This is a genomic window from Ningiella algicola (genome assembly GCF_028401415.2).
Lineage (GTDB): Bacteria > Pseudomonadota > Gammaproteobacteria > Enterobacterales > Alteromonadaceae > Glaciecola.
Map to the genome: position 1 here is coordinate 3435085 of NZ_CP171821.2, position 16422 is coordinate 3451506.

15 protein-coding genes are annotated in these 16422 nt (G+C 45.1%); 8 read left to right on the forward strand and 7 right to left on the reverse strand.

The genetic code is table 11. The annotated features are described in order from the left end of the window. Window positions 1–44: 44 nt before the first annotated feature. Window positions 45–686 carry a hypothetical protein gene (locus PN836_RS14975; protein WP_395339690.1) on the forward strand — a complete coding sequence of 214 codons (642 nt, stop codon included), beginning with the start codon at window positions 45–47 and terminating at the stop codon, window positions 684–686. Window positions 687–947: 261 nt separating this feature from the next. On the opposite strand, the gene PN836_RS14980 is transcribed toward PN836_RS14975, so the two are convergent. The 6 genes from PN836_RS14980 to PN836_RS15005 all read right to left on the reverse strand — a co-directional run bounded on the left by PN836_RS14980 (window position 948) and on the right by PN836_RS15005 (window position 6231). Beyond that, a complete protein-coding gene (locus PN836_RS14980; RefSeq protein ID WP_395339693.1) occupies window positions 948–2438 on the reverse strand; it encodes a HAMP domain-containing sensor histidine kinase in 1491 nt (496 codons plus the stop codon). Continuing rightward, window positions 2438–3160, reverse strand: coding sequence for a response regulator transcription factor (locus PN836_RS14985; RefSeq protein WP_395339696.1), 723 nt, complete (start codon window positions 3158–3160; stop codon window positions 2438–2440). The genes PN836_RS14980 and PN836_RS14985 overlap by 1 nt, the downstream gene beginning before the upstream one ends. A 70-nt stretch (window positions 3161–3230) precedes the next feature. Further along, window positions 3231–3986 (reverse strand): spondin domain-containing protein, encoded by a 756-nt coding sequence (locus tag PN836_RS14990; protein WP_395339698.1) that lies wholly within the window; start codon window positions 3984–3986, stop codon window positions 3231–3233. Window positions 3987–3998: 12 nt separating this feature from the next. Next, window positions 3999–4715, reverse strand: a complete 717-nt coding sequence (locus PN836_RS14995) for a spondin domain-containing protein (protein WP_395339700.1) — start codon at window positions 4713–4715, stop codon at window positions 3999–4001. A 138-nt stretch (window positions 4716–4853) separates the two neighbouring features. After that, a complete protein-coding gene (locus PN836_RS15000; protein ID WP_395339702.1) occupies window positions 4854–5657 on the reverse strand; it encodes a hypothetical protein in 804 nt (267 codons plus the stop codon). A gap of 178 nt (window positions 5658–5835) precedes the next feature. Then, on the reverse strand, window positions 5836–6231 hold the full coding sequence (locus tag PN836_RS15005) for a hypothetical protein (RefSeq protein ID WP_395339704.1): 396 nt from the start codon (window positions 6229–6231) through the stop codon (window positions 5836–5838). Between the two features lie 375 nt (window positions 6232–6606). Between PN836_RS15005 and PN836_RS15010 the strand changes: the two genes are divergently transcribed. The 7 genes from PN836_RS15010 (at window position 6607) to PN836_RS15040 (ending at window position 15183) form a co-directional block, all read left to right on the forward strand. Beyond that, window positions 6607–7182 carry a hypothetical protein gene (locus PN836_RS15010; RefSeq protein WP_395339706.1) on the forward strand — a complete coding sequence of 192 codons (576 nt, stop codon included), beginning with the start codon at window positions 6607–6609 and terminating at the stop codon, window positions 7180–7182. Window positions 7183–7227: 45 nt separating this feature from the next. Next, window positions 7228–8508 (forward strand): hypothetical protein, encoded by a 1281-nt coding sequence (locus PN836_RS15015; protein ID WP_395339708.1) that lies wholly within the window; start codon window positions 7228–7230, stop codon window positions 8506–8508. A gap of 30 nt (window positions 8509–8538) precedes the next feature. After that, a complete protein-coding gene (locus PN836_RS15020) occupies window positions 8539–9984 on the forward strand; it encodes a hypothetical protein (RefSeq protein WP_395339710.1) in 1446 nt (481 codons plus the stop codon). An 81-nt stretch (window positions 9985–10065) separates the two neighbouring features. Beyond that, window positions 10066–12075, forward strand: coding sequence for an SUMF1/EgtB/PvdO family nonheme iron enzyme (locus PN836_RS15025; protein ID WP_395339713.1), 2010 nt, complete (start codon window positions 10066–10068; stop codon window positions 12073–12075). 154 nt (window positions 12076–12229) lie between these two features. Next, on the forward strand, window positions 12230–13135 hold the full coding sequence (locus PN836_RS15030) for a MotA/TolQ/ExbB proton channel family protein (RefSeq protein WP_395339716.1): 906 nt from the start codon (window positions 12230–12232) through the stop codon (window positions 13133–13135). Window positions 13136–13162: 27 nt separating this feature from the next. Then, window positions 13163–14236, forward strand: a complete 1074-nt coding sequence (locus PN836_RS15035; RefSeq protein WP_395339720.1) for a VWA domain-containing protein — start codon at window positions 13163–13165, stop codon at window positions 14234–14236. Beyond that, window positions 14233–15183: a hypothetical protein gene (locus PN836_RS15040; protein WP_395339722.1), complete on the forward strand. Its 951-nt coding sequence runs from the start codon at window positions 14233–14235 to the stop codon at window positions 15181–15183. Before PN836_RS15035 ends, PN836_RS15040 begins: the two co-directional genes overlap by 4 nt. Window positions 15184–15222: 39 nt before the next feature. On the opposite strand, the gene PN836_RS15045 is transcribed toward PN836_RS15040, so the two are convergent. Beyond that, window positions 15223–16392, reverse strand: coding sequence for a carbohydrate porin (locus tag PN836_RS15045; protein ID WP_395339724.1), 1170 nt, complete (start codon window positions 16390–16392; stop codon window positions 15223–15225). Between the last annotated feature and the right edge of the window lie 30 nt (window positions 16393–16422).

Below are 16422 nucleotides of genomic sequence, written 5' to 3' on the forward strand. Positions count from 1 at the left end.
ATGCTCGTCTGCTCAGTCAGGCGAGCAATTTAGAGGGAATATCTATGTACAAAAAATCGTTAACGTTAATTATGCTTGCTTTCTTGAGTCTTATATTATTCCACCGTCATGTATTCGCCACCGTTTTTGCTTGCAATATCCCTTGTGATAATCAGGAGGGGGTTGCGAAAAGTGTAATAACGGAGCATAAAGTCGGATCACAATTTACAGTACTTAATATGGCTACAGGGAAGGCGATTGAATACAAACCAATAGAGGCCAACGTGTTTGGTCAGGCTTCATTGGAATTAGCAAAAGTCGAGAATTCAGAGTCTGCAAAAGATGCAGAGCTGAAGTACAAAGATGTGATTCAGAATGCTAATTCACTGACTGTGGAGGTCTTAACATTGCAAGAGCTGGATCGCGAGGTGGCTGGTAAGGCGCTTAATAGCAGAATAGACTCCGCACAGACAGTCGTTCTTTGGCCTCAGGTTAGAGACGCAATTATGCTTCGACTTACACAAAGTCCTAGAGTGCAAACTCACGCTTTGAATCTTCTTGAAGAATTTGATGATTTTGTCTGTTTTCTTACCCGTGTAAATTTCGATTTTCGCTTACGCCTTGAAGATGGTTCGCATCTATATTTTACAGCAGTTGCAACTCGATTTAATGATTCAATTTCCGTGGCAATTGACGTTAGAGAGTAATTGTATAAGCGATGATTAGCCATGTTTCAGATCAACGCATGGCTCAATCTCAACTAAACAATTTCTAATTTCAAAGCTAAAAAGTATTTGTGAGTTTATCGTGGATGCGAACAGGTTTTAAGGCTTTCTCAGCTTTCAACAAACCACCTAACCATGGTGGCTTTAAACGTCATATAAAATTTCATATTTCCCACCCGATTGTGGGATGCTGACTAAAGTGAGTGAATGCTCACTCAAATAGATAAATCACGCCCTCGCAAATTAGTCAGACGCTTTCAGGGCAAAGCTAAAGGTTGTCCCTTCGCCGAGTCGACTTTTAACAGACAGCTTGGCGCCCAAAAGGGATGTCAGCTTTTGGCAGATTGCCAAACCAAGTCCCGCGTGTAACTGCGAATCACTTTTTTTGTTACTGGCTTGATAACGGGCCTCAAAGATGTGAGCGATATCATCGGCGCTTATCCCTATCCCATCATCTGTCACATCCACCTCTACCATTGTGTCGCTCTTATGCATTTTTACGGTGATGCTGCCGTTCTCAGCAGTATGACGGATCGCATTTTCTATAAGGTTAGTGAGTACTCGCTCTAGCTTGCCAATATCGCTAAATACATGAATATTGGTATTGCCAGTCACAGCCATAATATCGATGTTCTTACTTATCGCTTTGACTTTGAACTTCGCGACGATGTCGTGTAGCAATTCTGGTAGGGATATCGTCTCTTTCTTTAAGGTAACGTGCCCACCTTCAAGGTAGGCCAATTCAAATATTTGATCAATCAAGTGTTTGAGGTTAAGGAGGTTCTTAAGTGATATCTGAACAAATTCATCTCGCTCTTGTTTGCTTAAACTATCGCCTTTGAGCGCCAGTGTTTCGATGAATCCTTGCAAGTTTGCCAGTGGCGTTCTCAAGTCATGCGATAAATCCGCTAGCAACATTTTTCGCTCGTTATCGGTGGCTTTTAACTGGCGAAGCTGGGCGTCAATGTGACTGATCATTTGATTAAAGGCTGTGCCCAATCGCTGTATTTCGTTTTTACTTTCGCTGTTATATTCGCGTGTGCTGATGCCAGCTGTAGTTAAGTCAAAACCGCTGGCGCTGAATGCGTCCATATCATCAGAGAGTTTTTTCAGTGGTGCGGTAAAAAGTTTGAATAATAGCAGCAGTGCAAACATCAAGAATAATGAGCCTGCAACAATGCCAAGTACTAAGTGCTGAACGCCTTTGCTACGCTGAAGGCTTTGCGCGATATTATCGTAACGCTCACCGCCAATGATGACATAAAGATATCCTTGAAGCTGCTCTCCATCATAAACCGGTGCGGCCGAGAAAATCTTTTGTCTATCTTTAGACTTTGGATCATCGCCTACAATCGGAAAGTATTCGTCTTTGTTGATAAAACTTAAGACCGGGCCAAGGTCAATTTTTTTAAGCTCGACTTCGCCGACATCTTTCGAGTAGGTTTTTATTTCTCCATCAGGCCCAACGAAATAAAATTCAAAACTCGGACCGAGCACCATCAAGGTATGAAACAGATTTTTCAGCGCTTCGTAGTCGTAAACCCCTGTTTTCAAAATAGGATTATCGTTAACCAATAACTGCGCTAAGTCGACATGCAATAGCTGTGAGCTTTCGTTTCGCATGGTTTTGTTAATATGAGTGGAGGCAAATACAAACAAAGATAAAATAATCAAAAAACCTGCGACCAATGAAATGGAGAGTCGCTGGTAGAAACACAGATGAATCTTTGGCATCAAGATATAGCCTTGTTGTCCGCTGAAAATTTATATCCAACGCCCCAAACGGTCTGCACATAAACAGGGTCTGTGGCATCGTTTTCTAATTTAGCGCGCAGTCGATTAATATGGGAATTAACCGTGTGCTCATAGCCTGAATGATGGTAACCCCACACAGATTCTAAAAGCTGTGCGCGAGAAAAAACTTGATTAGGGTGCTGCATTAAATAGTAGAGCAGGTCGAACTCAGTGGCAGTAAGATCAAGATGCTTGCCGTTTCGAACCGCTTGTCGACTTTGTTGGTCTATGGTGATTTCTCCGCTCACAATTGATGTGCTGGGGATTTGAGTTTGTTGACGCGCCTGATCCAAAAGGTGCGCTTTGCGAATTTGTGAGCGCACGCGCGCTTGAAGCTCTCGAATACTAAAGGGCTTTGTCATGTAATCATCCGCGCCAAGCTCAAGTCCTAACACTCGATCGGTTTCGGAATTTTTCGCCGTTAGCATGACAATCGCTTGCTCTGGTTTATGTGAGCGTATTGTTCTACAAATATCTAAGCCATTCATTGATGGCAAGGTGATATCTAAGAGCATTAAAGTATAGTCGTTCGCCAATGCCGCATCACAGGCTTTTTTGCCATCCGCGAAATGATCAATTTCCAAACCTAGTTCATCTAGATTGACTTTGATTAAGGTTGCGATATCCAAATCGTCCTCAACCACCAATACTCTATCTGTCATTATGTCCTCCCATGGAGGGATAAAAACATGGCTGGCAAAGCTTGTAATGCCAACCATGTAAGCTTAAAAACTACTGTAGCCTCATTACCGTCACGCGTAAGGTTGGATTATCAAACTTATGCGATGCGTCAAGTACCGATGTGGCTAAGCCATCATCTGAACTCACCACGCCAGGATGATAGCTGACAACACTTTGACCTAAACGCATGGGGTTATATCCCTCACCGCCATCAGCGGGTCCGGGGATAGTTCCTGAAGCTTCGCTATTGACTTCGGTTCCTGCGTCTAATGCGGGCAATACGCTTGTGTGCATCATACCAACTTCACTTAGATTACCTAAGTTAAAGGCATCAAGGCCGGCAAATGCGTCATTGGTATTTACCAGCATCGTCGCAAATGATAATAAACTATCCGATTTATCGCGCACAGTAATTTCAATCGTTTCGCTGCCACCAGGGCCAATAGGAGCCGCGCCACTTGCACTAGCTAAGGCACCGCCGGTTGCCAATACCCCTGAATTATCGCCACCCTCTGCAAGTTGCTCTAATGCAACGCTTGCCGCTTGACCTACGGTCCATAAGTTACCGGACTCATGCGCAACAACTGCAACAGGAGATACTGGCTGACTCGACGTTAAGTTGGTCACGGTAACTGAGTAGACAAAGTCCACAGGATCTGGAATAGGCGCAGGTACTTCTACCTCTACAATGGTTTCAACCGGAACCTCTACTTCAACGATTCGCTCGTCATCATCACATGCACTTATTAGTGCAACGCCCGCTATTACCAGCATTATTTTGCTCAAATGAGTCGTTTGCATTCTCATAACGTGGTCTCCTTAGTTAACTGTCACGGTGACCTTTGCCACAGGATTTAACCAACGGTGAATTTGGTTGCTTACATCACTCACGCCGCCGGTAGGGTCGCTATCACCAATATTGCCAGGGTGAATATGAACGGTATCGTTGGTGATACTGCTCGTAAGACCGCTACCACCTTCCCCAATGTTGGGTGCTAAAGGAGGTGGAACAGGCATACCGGGAACGCCGGGTGCGCCGCCGCCGCGAAGTTCATCGTTTGCTTCAGTTCCCGCATCGTATGCATTTAAGTAAACTGTATAGGTACCAGCTTCTGTAGGAATCGCCCAATTGTCTAATCCCACAAAACCATCGTTAGTAGGCAAAATCATGGCGACAATAGACAATACAGAGTTAGTGTCTTGCGTTGTGAATGTCGCGGTTGTTGATGCGGTTGGCATGAGCAAGCCACCAGCAGGGTTGGCAACAGCATCTGCGCTGATGCTTGAGCCGATTGTGGCGAGTCCGTCCAGACCGCCACCCTCTGCCATAGCCTGTATTTCCGGAGATGCCATTTCACCTACCTCAAACAAACTTGCATCAGGTGTGTGCGCAACGACTAACAAAGGCGTAAATGCCATGCCTTGCGTTAAGTTTTGAATAGTCACTTCTAAATCGGCAGCAAGCGCGTTAGAAGATACGGCAGCGACAATGCTTGCTGCGCCAAGAATTTTTGCTATCGGTGAACGTGTCGTCATAATTTTTCCTCGTAGATTCAATTGACATAACCACGAGAAACAGTGTGCTGAGAATTTATCTCAGAAGTATCACAAAAGTACGACAAATCCATTGCGAATTGCTGGTTTGAATATCACGCAACGCTTTTTTTTACTTGTCTAATGTGAAACCCCGTAAGAGGCAAAGATTGGTGTGAGCTCATAATTGTACAAAGCCTTAGCATAGGCTGTGTCGAAGTCTCTAAAGAATGTTTGCTTATCGCCTTTGATGGCATCTTTAAAATAAGCGATGTGCAGCGAGTCGCGCTCGAGTTCGGTGGCAATATAAAAACCATGGTCTTCGGGTAAGCTGCCGCTCTTAGTCAATGATTTGGTTAACGAACGAAACACCGTTTTTTCAAATAGCGTGCAGTCAACAACGCCTTTGTGCAAACCAATTAACGCGATTCGCGGATCGGGAAACTCGAATACATTAAGGCTACCGAGCTGCCTTGCCTGTTCGTCGTAGTTGAACCAGCCACTGTAATCTCTAACTGTGCCTAATTGGCTATTCGAATAATCAGCTGGCCATTGTTTCCCATAACCCTCTGTATGAACGGTGCTTGAATCGGTATTTTTTGACGAACAAACAATACACATTTGCTCATGGTAAATGGGGTAGGAATATGGATAAACATCTTCCCATTCGTCAATTCGAAAGTAGGCGCCTAAGAAGCCGTCTACAGGCGTGTCAAAGTCTCGATTTTTAATATTTTCCCAAGGAAGATGTTTGATATGGATATTGTAGTTTGGTAGACGTGCAGACACTGTTTCGATAATTTCTATGAGTAAACCTTTTGATTCTTCATTTTCAACAAAAGCAAAGGGAGCGTCACTTTCTATAGCAACCAAAGTAATGTCGATAGGCTTTGCAGACGCGCCGAACGAAGATATGAAAAAGCAAAGATAAAGCAGAAACCGCATGTTAACCCAAAACAAAAAATCTCATCGCCAGAATATTAGATGCGTACATGTTGGTCAAGCCAATTGGAGCGAAGGTCAATTGAGCAATATTTCTATATTTACACTCCTTGCGCTATCAAGCGAAAGGGGTGGATTCCAGTTGTTGTTCGCGCATTGCTAAGGGAAAAAGTGATATCCTTCACTGAGTGGGGTCATTGTCGCCTGATTCATTTACCTTTTTCTCTTCTTTTTCAACCGGTGTTTTAACGCGCTTCATGGCCTCTTTAAACTTTTCTTCGTTCATTTTTTCTCGAGCTGCGGCAGCGGCTTTAGCTTGGTCTTGTTCGGCTTTGAGCTTATCGCGCACATCTGCTTCAAACTCCCTATATTCGTCTTTATAGTCATCAATGGTGACATTCACACCATTTAAACAATCGTCTCGGGCCATCCCTATGTATTGATCACATCGAGCCATGCGCTGCTGTTGCTCAGTCATTTCAAGCCCCTTAGTCATACATGCCGATAGCATGACGGTAGCGAGGGAGAATATGAAAAGCTTCAAAGCCTTGTTAAATGAACGTGACGATGTATTCATGTGAATGTTCCTAATCTGTTCATTTGATGATAACAAATAGATGTAAACCATCAATGTGACCGTTAATGTCATGATAAATACGATGGTGTGGGCCTTGAAAGTTCACTCGAATTCACTTAATTGACCAAAGCCTATCGATAATTTCGTGAACCACTTATAAAAATCTTGCTCTAACATAAATTGAAGTAGGCTAAGCTTATATCAAGTGGTAGCGTTGTTGGTCTATTATAATGGGCATCGAAACAGATGTTTACAAGCTATAATAAGTGCAACTGCGTGTTGAATATATGAGGGAGTAGTCGCATCGATAATGATAACTTAGTGGCGCGCTCATCAATCTATAGGCGCATAAATAGTGGTTTAAGAACCTCGGTGATGACCTTAGCTTGCTTGCTTTTGGTTCAGCAGCCAATACAGCAGGCTTATGCACAATCACCAAGTGTTTCGACAAACGGGACAGCGTATGAATGCACGCAGGTTAGTCTTGATGAGATTGACGAGGCATTGCTTACTCGCGAAGAACGGCTGGCCCTGCTAGACCAGTCCCTAAGTGACTCCATTGACAGCTACAGTACCTGTGTTTCGGCGGTTCAGTCAGATATGGCTGGCGGCGGCTCTGGTAGTGGTAGCAAAGGAGCGGGCGGCGATGCCGGTAGTGCATCGAACGCAGGTACAAGCGGCACAGAAAGCGGCTCATCGACTTCAAATGAGTCGTTGACTAACCCAGAGTCTGAATCACAAGACGCTACGCAATCAAGTAGATCGCAAAGTGGCAGTGTTGCAGTTAGCACAAACTCTTCCAGTACCTCACGGGTTCAAAGGGGGGTTGTCGCACCAAAAGACAACGATAGCATCATATGCAAACTACTTTATGATGAGATTTCAAACGCTCAGGGTGAGCAAAAAGCTGGCTTGGAAAAACAATATAAGGAATATCAATGTGGGAGTTAGTAGGAATTTGGAATGCTTAGTAGAACAGTTATAAGGAACATCAAAATGAAGGTAAGCGCTCACTTTTCTAAAATGACTTTGCTAGTTATCATGGCACTTTGCGCCATCTTTTTAACCGCATGTGAGTCAACATCGACGAGCAAGGATACGCCTTTGCTAGTGGGGCCCTCTTCCACACCTACAAATGTGCAACTAGGCGTTGATCCCGCTCTTGCGAATGCCAATGTCTTTTTAGATGTTGCGGTACCCACTTTTGATGCGGGGTTTCCTGTCGACAAACGCGGTGAAATTGACTATGCACAGTTAGATGAAGAAGGCATTTGGCCTCAATTAAGGCGAACCGAGGCTAAACTGTTCGCGATAGAAACAAAAAACGCGCTAGAACGTGAAAAAGCCTTTGGCTCTGTCGTAGCAGTGCCCGATGCTAGTACGCCATCCGACTTATTTGTGCTAGGCAAAATTAATCACTCAGACAGCGAAGTTGTGGGTGCGTCGATTACAGTGGTTGATAGCAGTGGTGAGATTTGGGGTAAAAAAGATCTCAAGTACGAGGTATCGCAAAACTTTTTTCGCGACCAGCGAAATAGTGGCAAAAACTCTTACGAGCCTTTCTTTGACCAAATTAGTGCTTACGTCGTAAGCCTACTAAAATCCTTAAGTGAAGATGAGAAACGTCAAATCAAAAACATGTCGTTGATGCGATATGCGCGCTATTACAGCCCAGAAGCCTTCTCACAATATATTGACTCAGAAATTAAACGTAAAAATGGTCAGCGTTATTATAAGTTTGAACTTAACGGACTGCCCGATAATGACGATCCGATGCTAAAGCGCATTCAAGAACTGCGCGCGCAAGAGCTCTTATTCATTGACCGCTTACAAGATCAATATGAAGTATTCGAGGCTGAAGTAAAACCCTCCTATCAGCGCTGGCAGGAAGAGACATTACCCGAGCTTGAGGCGGCGCGAAGTGCTGCGATGAAGCGTAATGCAAGCGCGGCTTTGGGCGTGGGTTTGGGTGTTTTAGCAGCGATATTATCGAGAAACAGTGGTTCAAGCGCAGGGCAAGTGGGAGCTGTTTTAGGAGGATTAGGTTCAATTTATGCCATCAATGAGGCCTTTAAATCTAATTCGGCAATGAAAGTACACAGCGCTGTGATTGAGGAGAAGGGGCAAGCGGTTGATTTAAGCGTCAGTCCAATCGAGATGGAGTTTGAAGATAACACCATTGAACTGCAGGGCACCGCTTCTGAGCAATATATGCAATGGAAGTCGCATCTTCGTAAAATCTATGAAGTTGAACGAACGCCAGATCTTCAATTATAAGTTCAAGCAAATCCGGCGGTATTTTTACTCGTGAATAAATCAAGTACCGATTTACATATCGAACGCGCGCAAGCGCAGCGCTCAGCTATGTTTAAAAAAATCGCATTAGCGCTAAGTGTTTTGCTAATTGCAGTCGTGCTGATGACTATTTTCATATCAAATGATACTGCTTCAGATAACGCAGACGTGGGTGTTGAGCAAACTGCGCCTGAAGACAGTGCTGCCGTGCAATTTAGTGCCGCTCAACAAGCAGATGCCAGAGATGCGTTTAGAAAGGCACTTGATGATTTTGATCAATCTATAGCGCCAGTTTTACAGGATGCTGCACTTAATCGATGGAGTGAGGGAGATGTTGAGGCGATTGATACTCTCAAAAACGCGGCCCTCGTTAAATTTGCAAATGCACAGTTTGTTCAAGCGCTAACACAACTGCTTGACGCGCAGACAGATGCAGAGTCTTTGATTGGTAATTGGGAGCAAGCGTTTCAAGCTAAACTGGCGCAAGCGCAGCAGTTATATGACAATAATCAAATTCAACAATCACGTCTAGCGTTGACTCAAGCACTCGAAATCAAGCCAGGACAAAATCAAAGCGATGCTTTGCAAGCCAAATTGGCCGCGCATGATGAGGTGACGCAATATATTTCACAATACGAAGTTGCAAAGATTGAAAATAACATAGAAAAACAAGTGCGTTTAATGCAGCAAATTCTGGAATTAGATCCCTCGCGTGTTGAATGGAAACCAACACTTCAGGCTGCGCTACAAGCACTGAACACTAAACGCCTTGCCTTTGCCTTAAATGCCGCTGAATCTGCGCTTGGCAATGACGACTTAAATTTAGCGCAAACTTATTTACAACAGGCGAAGAAAATCAAACCAGATGCATTTGGTATTAAAGCACTATCAGAGCGCTTAGAAACTCGTCAAGCTCAGCAAAGCCTCAGTGCAATCAGGAAAGAGGTTGCCGAACACGAGCGCTCAGATAGGTGGGCACAAGCACTTCAAAGCGCGCAAAGAGGTTTAAAGCGTTTTGCACAAGACAGCGCTTTGCAGAAAAGCCAATCGAATGCCCGAGCCATACTATCTGCGCAAGCTTCTATACAGCGCTTTGTTGCGCGCCCGGCGCGTTTATCACAGGCCAATATTCGAAGTGCGGCAACCGCCTCAATTCAAAACAATTTAAGTTTATTGACCCAATCTAAGACGCTTTCTCAATCTGCGGCCACGCTCGCTGCGCTGATTGACAAATATTCTCAGGCGATTGAGCTGACTGTGCGTTCAGACGGGCAAACACATATTGATGTTGTGGGTGTGGGTAAGATAGGTAAAGTGTCTGAAAAAACCATTTCGCTTGTGCCAGGACGCTATACTTTAGAGGGCAGGCGTGAAGGCTTTCGAAGTAAGCGTGTTTCGCTTGAAGTCAGCGCAAGCCAAAGCAATTCAATCACGCTAGTATGCGATGAAGAAATCTAAAGCGTTGACTCGCACTAGCGCATTATTTGAGTCTTTGAATCAATACATTGAAACCAAGCGCAATTTAGCAAGGACATGCACATGCAAATAGATGACAGAATTCAACAAGCGCAAAGAAGGGGGGCAGGGCTTTATATGTTAAGTGCTGTTGTTACCCTTATCGTTGTTGGAGGTGTTTTATCTTGGCTATTTTTAGTGCGAGCCTATGTGGTAGCAGTGGGGCCTGACGAAGCGAGCCAAACTGCGGTTTTGAAGGGTGTTTCGGGCACGGTGTTTGTCAAAAACGATACAATTTATACTTTGGGCGGTGAAGTGAGCGTCAATGTTAGCGCCGATACCTTTGAGAGTAGCCTTCTGACCATTGATGCGAATAGTCCGACTAATTTAGAAGTGGTGCTCGCACCCACTCCTGCTCGATTGCAGGTCAAAGCGACTGCATCGGAAAATGCCGAATTACTGGATGAAACTAGCTGGTATATTGATGGAAAACTCATTGGTATTGGTGCCAGCTTGGATTATACAATTGCGGCAGGCTCATATCAGTTACAGCTTCAAAATCCTTACTTTTTAAAGGGCGATAAGACGCTTAAGCTAGCGCGTGCACAAATAGTGGATATTGAGCTCGCCTTAGAAAGCTTTAGCGGCAAAGCGTCTATTAATACGCAACCTCAGGGTGCCGAAATATTTATAGATGGAGCTTCGCAGGGCGAAACGCCCATAACCTTGGATTTACGTGGCGGTTTATATGATCTTGTTGCAAAGCGAGATGGGTACCAAACCCTTGAAGATAGATTAAGCCTTAAGGTTCAACAGCCAGAAATTTCCCGCGAGTATCAATTGCAAGCTGTTCAAGCTGCACTCAATGTGAGTACCACCCCAGAGGGAGGGGTTCTGCTTATCAACAACCTTGAAAAAGCGACCGGTACTCATTCACTAGACGCTAACATTGCGCATTCTGTGAGCTATCAGAAACCGGGATTTTTTCCATTTTCTCAACGCATTACCTTAACTCAAGGTCAGCAGCGTGATATCAATATTGTGCTTGAGCCTGAATTAGGAAATGTACAAATTCGCACGAATATGCAGGCACAGCTTACCATTAATGGTGTAAATGAGGGGGCAATCGATCAGCAAGGAAAACAGTTTATCTTACCCGCTAAAGCGGTATCGATATCTGTATCTAAACCCGGATATCGAACCGTGCAGCAATCAATTGTGCCCAGCAGTGATCGCGATTTGTCTTTGAATATTGAATTACTTTCCGAATTTGACGCTCGCCGAAAAGAGGGCCGTCCTCTGTTTGCTACGCAATTGGGTATAAATTTACTTAGATTTAGCCCTGGCGCCTATACGATGGGCTCGCCGCCTAACGAAACCGGACGCAGGCGCAATGAACATCAAATAGAGGTCGACTTTTCTAGAGACATCTTTGTGTCAGAAACTGAAGTGACTCAGGCTCAGTTTTCAGCATTTTCATCCGCTCAATCCAGCAGCAGTAAACAACCGCAAGTCAATGTGTCTTGGAATCAGGCTGCACTGTTTTGTAACTGGCTGAGCGAACAAGAGGGGCTGCCAAAGTTTTATCGCAGCAATGGCGATACCATTGTCGGATACGACCCTGGCGCGATTGGTTATCGGCTGCCGACCGAGGCGGAATGGGAGTGGTTGGCGAAAAAAGCCAAACGTGCCCGCAGTACGGTTTATGTGTGGGGTGATCAAACGCGTATTCCTACTAACGCGGGGAATTTTGCTGATCAAAGTGCGAAATCGAATCAACTGATACACTTACAAGACTATGATGATAAGTTCGCTGGCGTCGCAGACGTTGCCAGTTTCAAAGCGGATCGTATTGGATTATATGATTTAGCAGGCAATGTCAGCGAATGGGTGAACGATTCTTATACGACTGCTTTGCCCAACACTGACATTGTACACACGGATTACTTAGGCGCTTCGCGCGGCAGCCAGCACGTAGTGAAAGGCGGAAATTATAAGTCAGGAAGGTTACGCGAATTGCGCGCTGCTTTTCGCGAAGTGGGTGAATCTCCCAAAGATACGATCGGATTTCGAATTGCGCGCTACGCTGAGTAATCAACATAACAACATGAGGTAGGCTATGAAGAGGTGGACGAGAGCGCTTTATATCGCGTTAGCTTTGATCATTATAGGTTCGAGTATTGCGCTTGCTGTGCAAATTAGCCTCGATTCACCCGCAACGCTACCAAGCGATATTTAGGGCATGTACATGAACGACACTCATCAAGAATACGATAACAAAAAGAAAGCCGCGCCAAGCGCAAATATGAACCCGCCTGCCTATATAACCATCGGTGCTTTTCTGGGCATTGTGGCTTTGGTGCATGTTATCTATCAAAGCCTTGTACGGCCTCTTGCAGAAGCCGCGATTGTTGCACAAGGGAGCGTTGCTACCACAAACCTTTGGGTAATTTTTAAAGATTTTGAACAACAAGCCTCAGTCAGTATAGGATTATTTTGCGCTTTTTTAATTATTTATAAATATCAACGGATTGTCTTCAAAGAAGAGCACATGTTTACTATGGACTACTTGGCAGGCTTTGGTCAAAATAAACCATATAAGACAAACGAACCGGAGTTGAAAGCAGATGATACAACGGGCGAAGGCGAAGCCCTAAAAACGGTTGAAGACCTTGAGCCGATTGAAAACCAGACCTTTGACGTATCTGCTGCTTTAGCTGAGCTGGAAGAAAGTCGTCATTCTGAAAATTCTTCTATGGCGACATGGATAAATTGTTTGCGCCGCTATAAAAACACCCAAAATGTACAACATGCCAGCCAAGCCATTTCAGACAGTGTAGAGACGCTTGCCGCCCAACTTGAGTCGGGAAATAGCATGATTCGTTACTTTATCTGGGCAATCCCCAGTATTGGGTTTATTGGTACCGTGCGCGGCATAGGCTCTGCGCTTGCTCGAGCAGAAGAGGCAGTAGCAGGCGACATATCGGGTATGGTAGACAAGCTGGGAGTGGCTTTTAACTCAACGTTGGTGTCGCTGTTGATTTCAATTGTACTCATGTATTTACTGCACGTTTTGAATAATCGGCAGGATGAAATGGTGATTAATACTCGCAAAAATTGCGAGAGGCACTTACTCACTCGTCTTCACGATTAGACTAAGACTGATGGTGTTAGGTGCAAAATGAGTATTTTCAAAAAACGTAGAGAAGATGGCTTTAACTTAGCGTTTCTAGATGTTATGGCTTGCGGCTTAGGGGCGGTTATCCTCATCCTCATTTTGGTTAAATTTAGTGCCAACACCGACATTCCTGTTGAGGAGCTAGAAAAACTTCAGCAAGAGCTCAATGCCACACAAAGCCAATCAGACGGCCTTGCGCAAAGTTTAAGTCAGACTGAAGCCGAATTAGCGGCGCAAAGCCTTAGTCTTGAAGAGGCGAAAACCCGCTTACAGCAGATTCAGCTAGAACAGCAGGCGGTTACGCGAGCGCTGAAAGACGAGCTTGCCGTTGTTGCCGATTTAGAGAGCGCAATAGCCGCCGCTGGCCCGCTTGTGGCTGATGATCCGATTGAGATTCAAGGTGCTGGCGAAGAGAGCTACCTGGTTGGCTTAAAAGTAGAAGGTCAACGCATTGGCATACTGCTGGATATGAGTGCTTCAATGAGCGCAGAGTCATTGATTGAGGTTATCAAAAGCAAGGTAGGAAGTGACGCACAAAAACGCAGCGGCAATAAGTGGCAGCGAACTTTGCGAATTTTATCGTGGATGCTAGCGCGCCTTCCGAGCAATTCAGAAGTGTCAGTCGTCGCCTACAATGACACCTCAAAAGTGCTGGGCAGTGCGGTGAGTCGACAAAGTTCTCCAGAACAGCTTAGGCAAATTGTGAGTCAAGCGAGAGAGCTCGCGCCCACGCAAGGCACCAATCTTCAACAGGCATTGCAAACAATGTCATCAACCATGAGCAACATAAGCAACTTGTATGTGATCACCGATGGTCTACCCACCTACGTTAACCCCGACTCTGGTTTTAGACTTTCACGCTCTTGCAGCCCAATCAAAGGGCAACAGGCAACCATTACGGGTGAGTGCAGAGTAAGCGCGTTTGCTCATTCTATGCGTGCCAATCCTATACCGGGTGTAAGAACTCACGTCATTCTTCTGCCATTGGAGGGAGACCCAGCTGCGCCAGCTCTCTATTGGAGCTGGGCAGACGGTACGCGTGGCACCTTTATTGCGCCAGCAGGTACCTGGCCATGAAGCAGCGACGCGCGCCAATCGAAGTCTTTAGCTTGTCGTTTCTGGATGTGATTTCCTGTGCATTCGGCGCGGTAGTTATGCTTATCTTGCTTGCACGAAATGGTGAGGAGGGCGAGTTTAATGATGTTAGTCAAGTGTCGGATGTTCTGGTTGCTTTGTCGCGAGCAGAGCGTAATCTTGAGGACTTACAAGGTGCCCTAAGTGAACAGCAAAGCAAGTTGACAGCCGCCATTACTGAGACTGCCAGCAACGAAACACAAGCCGAGCGATTGGAAGCACAAGTGGCTAGGGCACAAAATGATTTACTCGCGCTAACTGACAAAGCCAGCGGCCTAGAACAAACTAAACGGCAGCGAGAACGAGCAGCCATTTCTCAAAATGAGGCCTCAGAGCGAGACGACGAAGTCGGGGGTATTCCAGTCGATGCTGACTATGTAATTTTTATCGTGGACACTTCAGGCAGCATGAAAGCCATGTGGAACAAAGTGCTCAATACAATGAATGAAGTCTTAAATAACCACCCTCAAGTCTTGGGTTTTCAAATTATGTCAGACAATGGCGAGTTTCTCGTTAATACCACCAGTGGACGCTGGCGAAATGATACGACCGGCACCAGGCGCGCGATGCTAAGCGCGCTGAGAACATGGAATGGTTCGTCAAACAGCTCGCCAGTGGAAGGTATTGAAGCTGCACTGCGCCTGTACGGTCCAAGAACGCCGTCTTTAGCGCTGTATGTACTTGGCGATGACTACAGCGGTGGCTCATATGATGCAACCTTAGCAAGCATCAATGCCCTTAATACGAATAGAGCAGGTGGAAAAATCGCGCGGATTCACGCCATTGGTTTTTCACGTTCAAATGGTCGTCTTACGGATGATGTACTTAAATTTTCAACACTGATGCGGGAAGTGACGCGACAAAACAAAGGGTCATTCATTGCTCAATAATCGGGCGATAGCATAAGAAATTCAGGTTAATTACGATCATTATAGTAGATTAACGCTTACTCTCAGTCCAAGGGCCAGGGCCGAACCTTGATCCAGGGCTGCAGGCTTTGAAATGTATTGCATCATTGGCTGTAAGGTGAGTTTATCAGACAAGATAGCTTGATATGTTATCTCAAGATTGAGTTCACCTTTAGCAAGCAAAGGCTGATTGCCAGTGCCTGGTGCTGAATCCGTATATGCGCTTTCAGAAATCGCAGCGAAGCTGTCTCCAACATGATGATATGCTAATGCTATTCCAAAGGTATCGAGAGGGCGACTGGTGCTAAAAGACTGAAAAATAAGCCCAGCGCTAGCAAAGCCATTGTATTTATAAAATTTATCGTCACTGCTTCCAACCCGAAAAAAAACATCAACCAGCTCTGGAACTAGCTCTCTTTCATGACGAAGATAGACGCCGAAATTGCCTGAACTTGCTTGTTCTGATTCAAGTGCAATAGACTTTGTATATTGCCAAGCACCAAACAGCCAGCGAGCGCGGCCTTCTGCATGCCTGTTTACCTCGTATTCGGCAATCAAAAAGGCACCTTCGTCACTGCTTAACTCAAGTCCGATTGAAGATGGTTTGTCAGCATCACCTGGCGAACCATCTATGATGGCCAACTTAATAGACTGATTGTCACTTACTTGAAGTTTTAATCGGGCGCTGAGTCCGTAGAAAGGATAAATCGAGGGTCCGTTTGCGCCGCTTAATCCAATGTCATTGCCAATGCCATGACCGCTATTGATGAACAAATTGGCGCTTTGCAGCACATCAAATTCTTCGTTGATATCGTACAATCCAAGCAGCAACGACCCCCGTTTGTAGTTTAAATTTACCCATGCTTGCGCAAACTTTGTAAATCCAGCACCCCCTTCAAGATTAGACACAATATGATCGTCTCCGACGATATCTTGCGAAAAATTATTGCCATTGCTGTAGATGGCGCTCGCAAAATACTCTAGGTCAATATCGCTGCTGAGTTTGCCGTCGCCAGCCATAGATACCTGCGCTAAATCGAGATATTCGAAGTCAGTTGATATTCCGCCTTGGGTATTTTTTAGAAAATCGATGTCGTACTGGGCAGAAAATACCGGCGCTGAAAAAGAGGTTCCACCAAATACGGGTAAATTTACACAAGATAAAAGGATGCAAAGAAGCAGAAGCGGCAAGTTTTTCGTTGAGCAGTTGATAATCGCGAT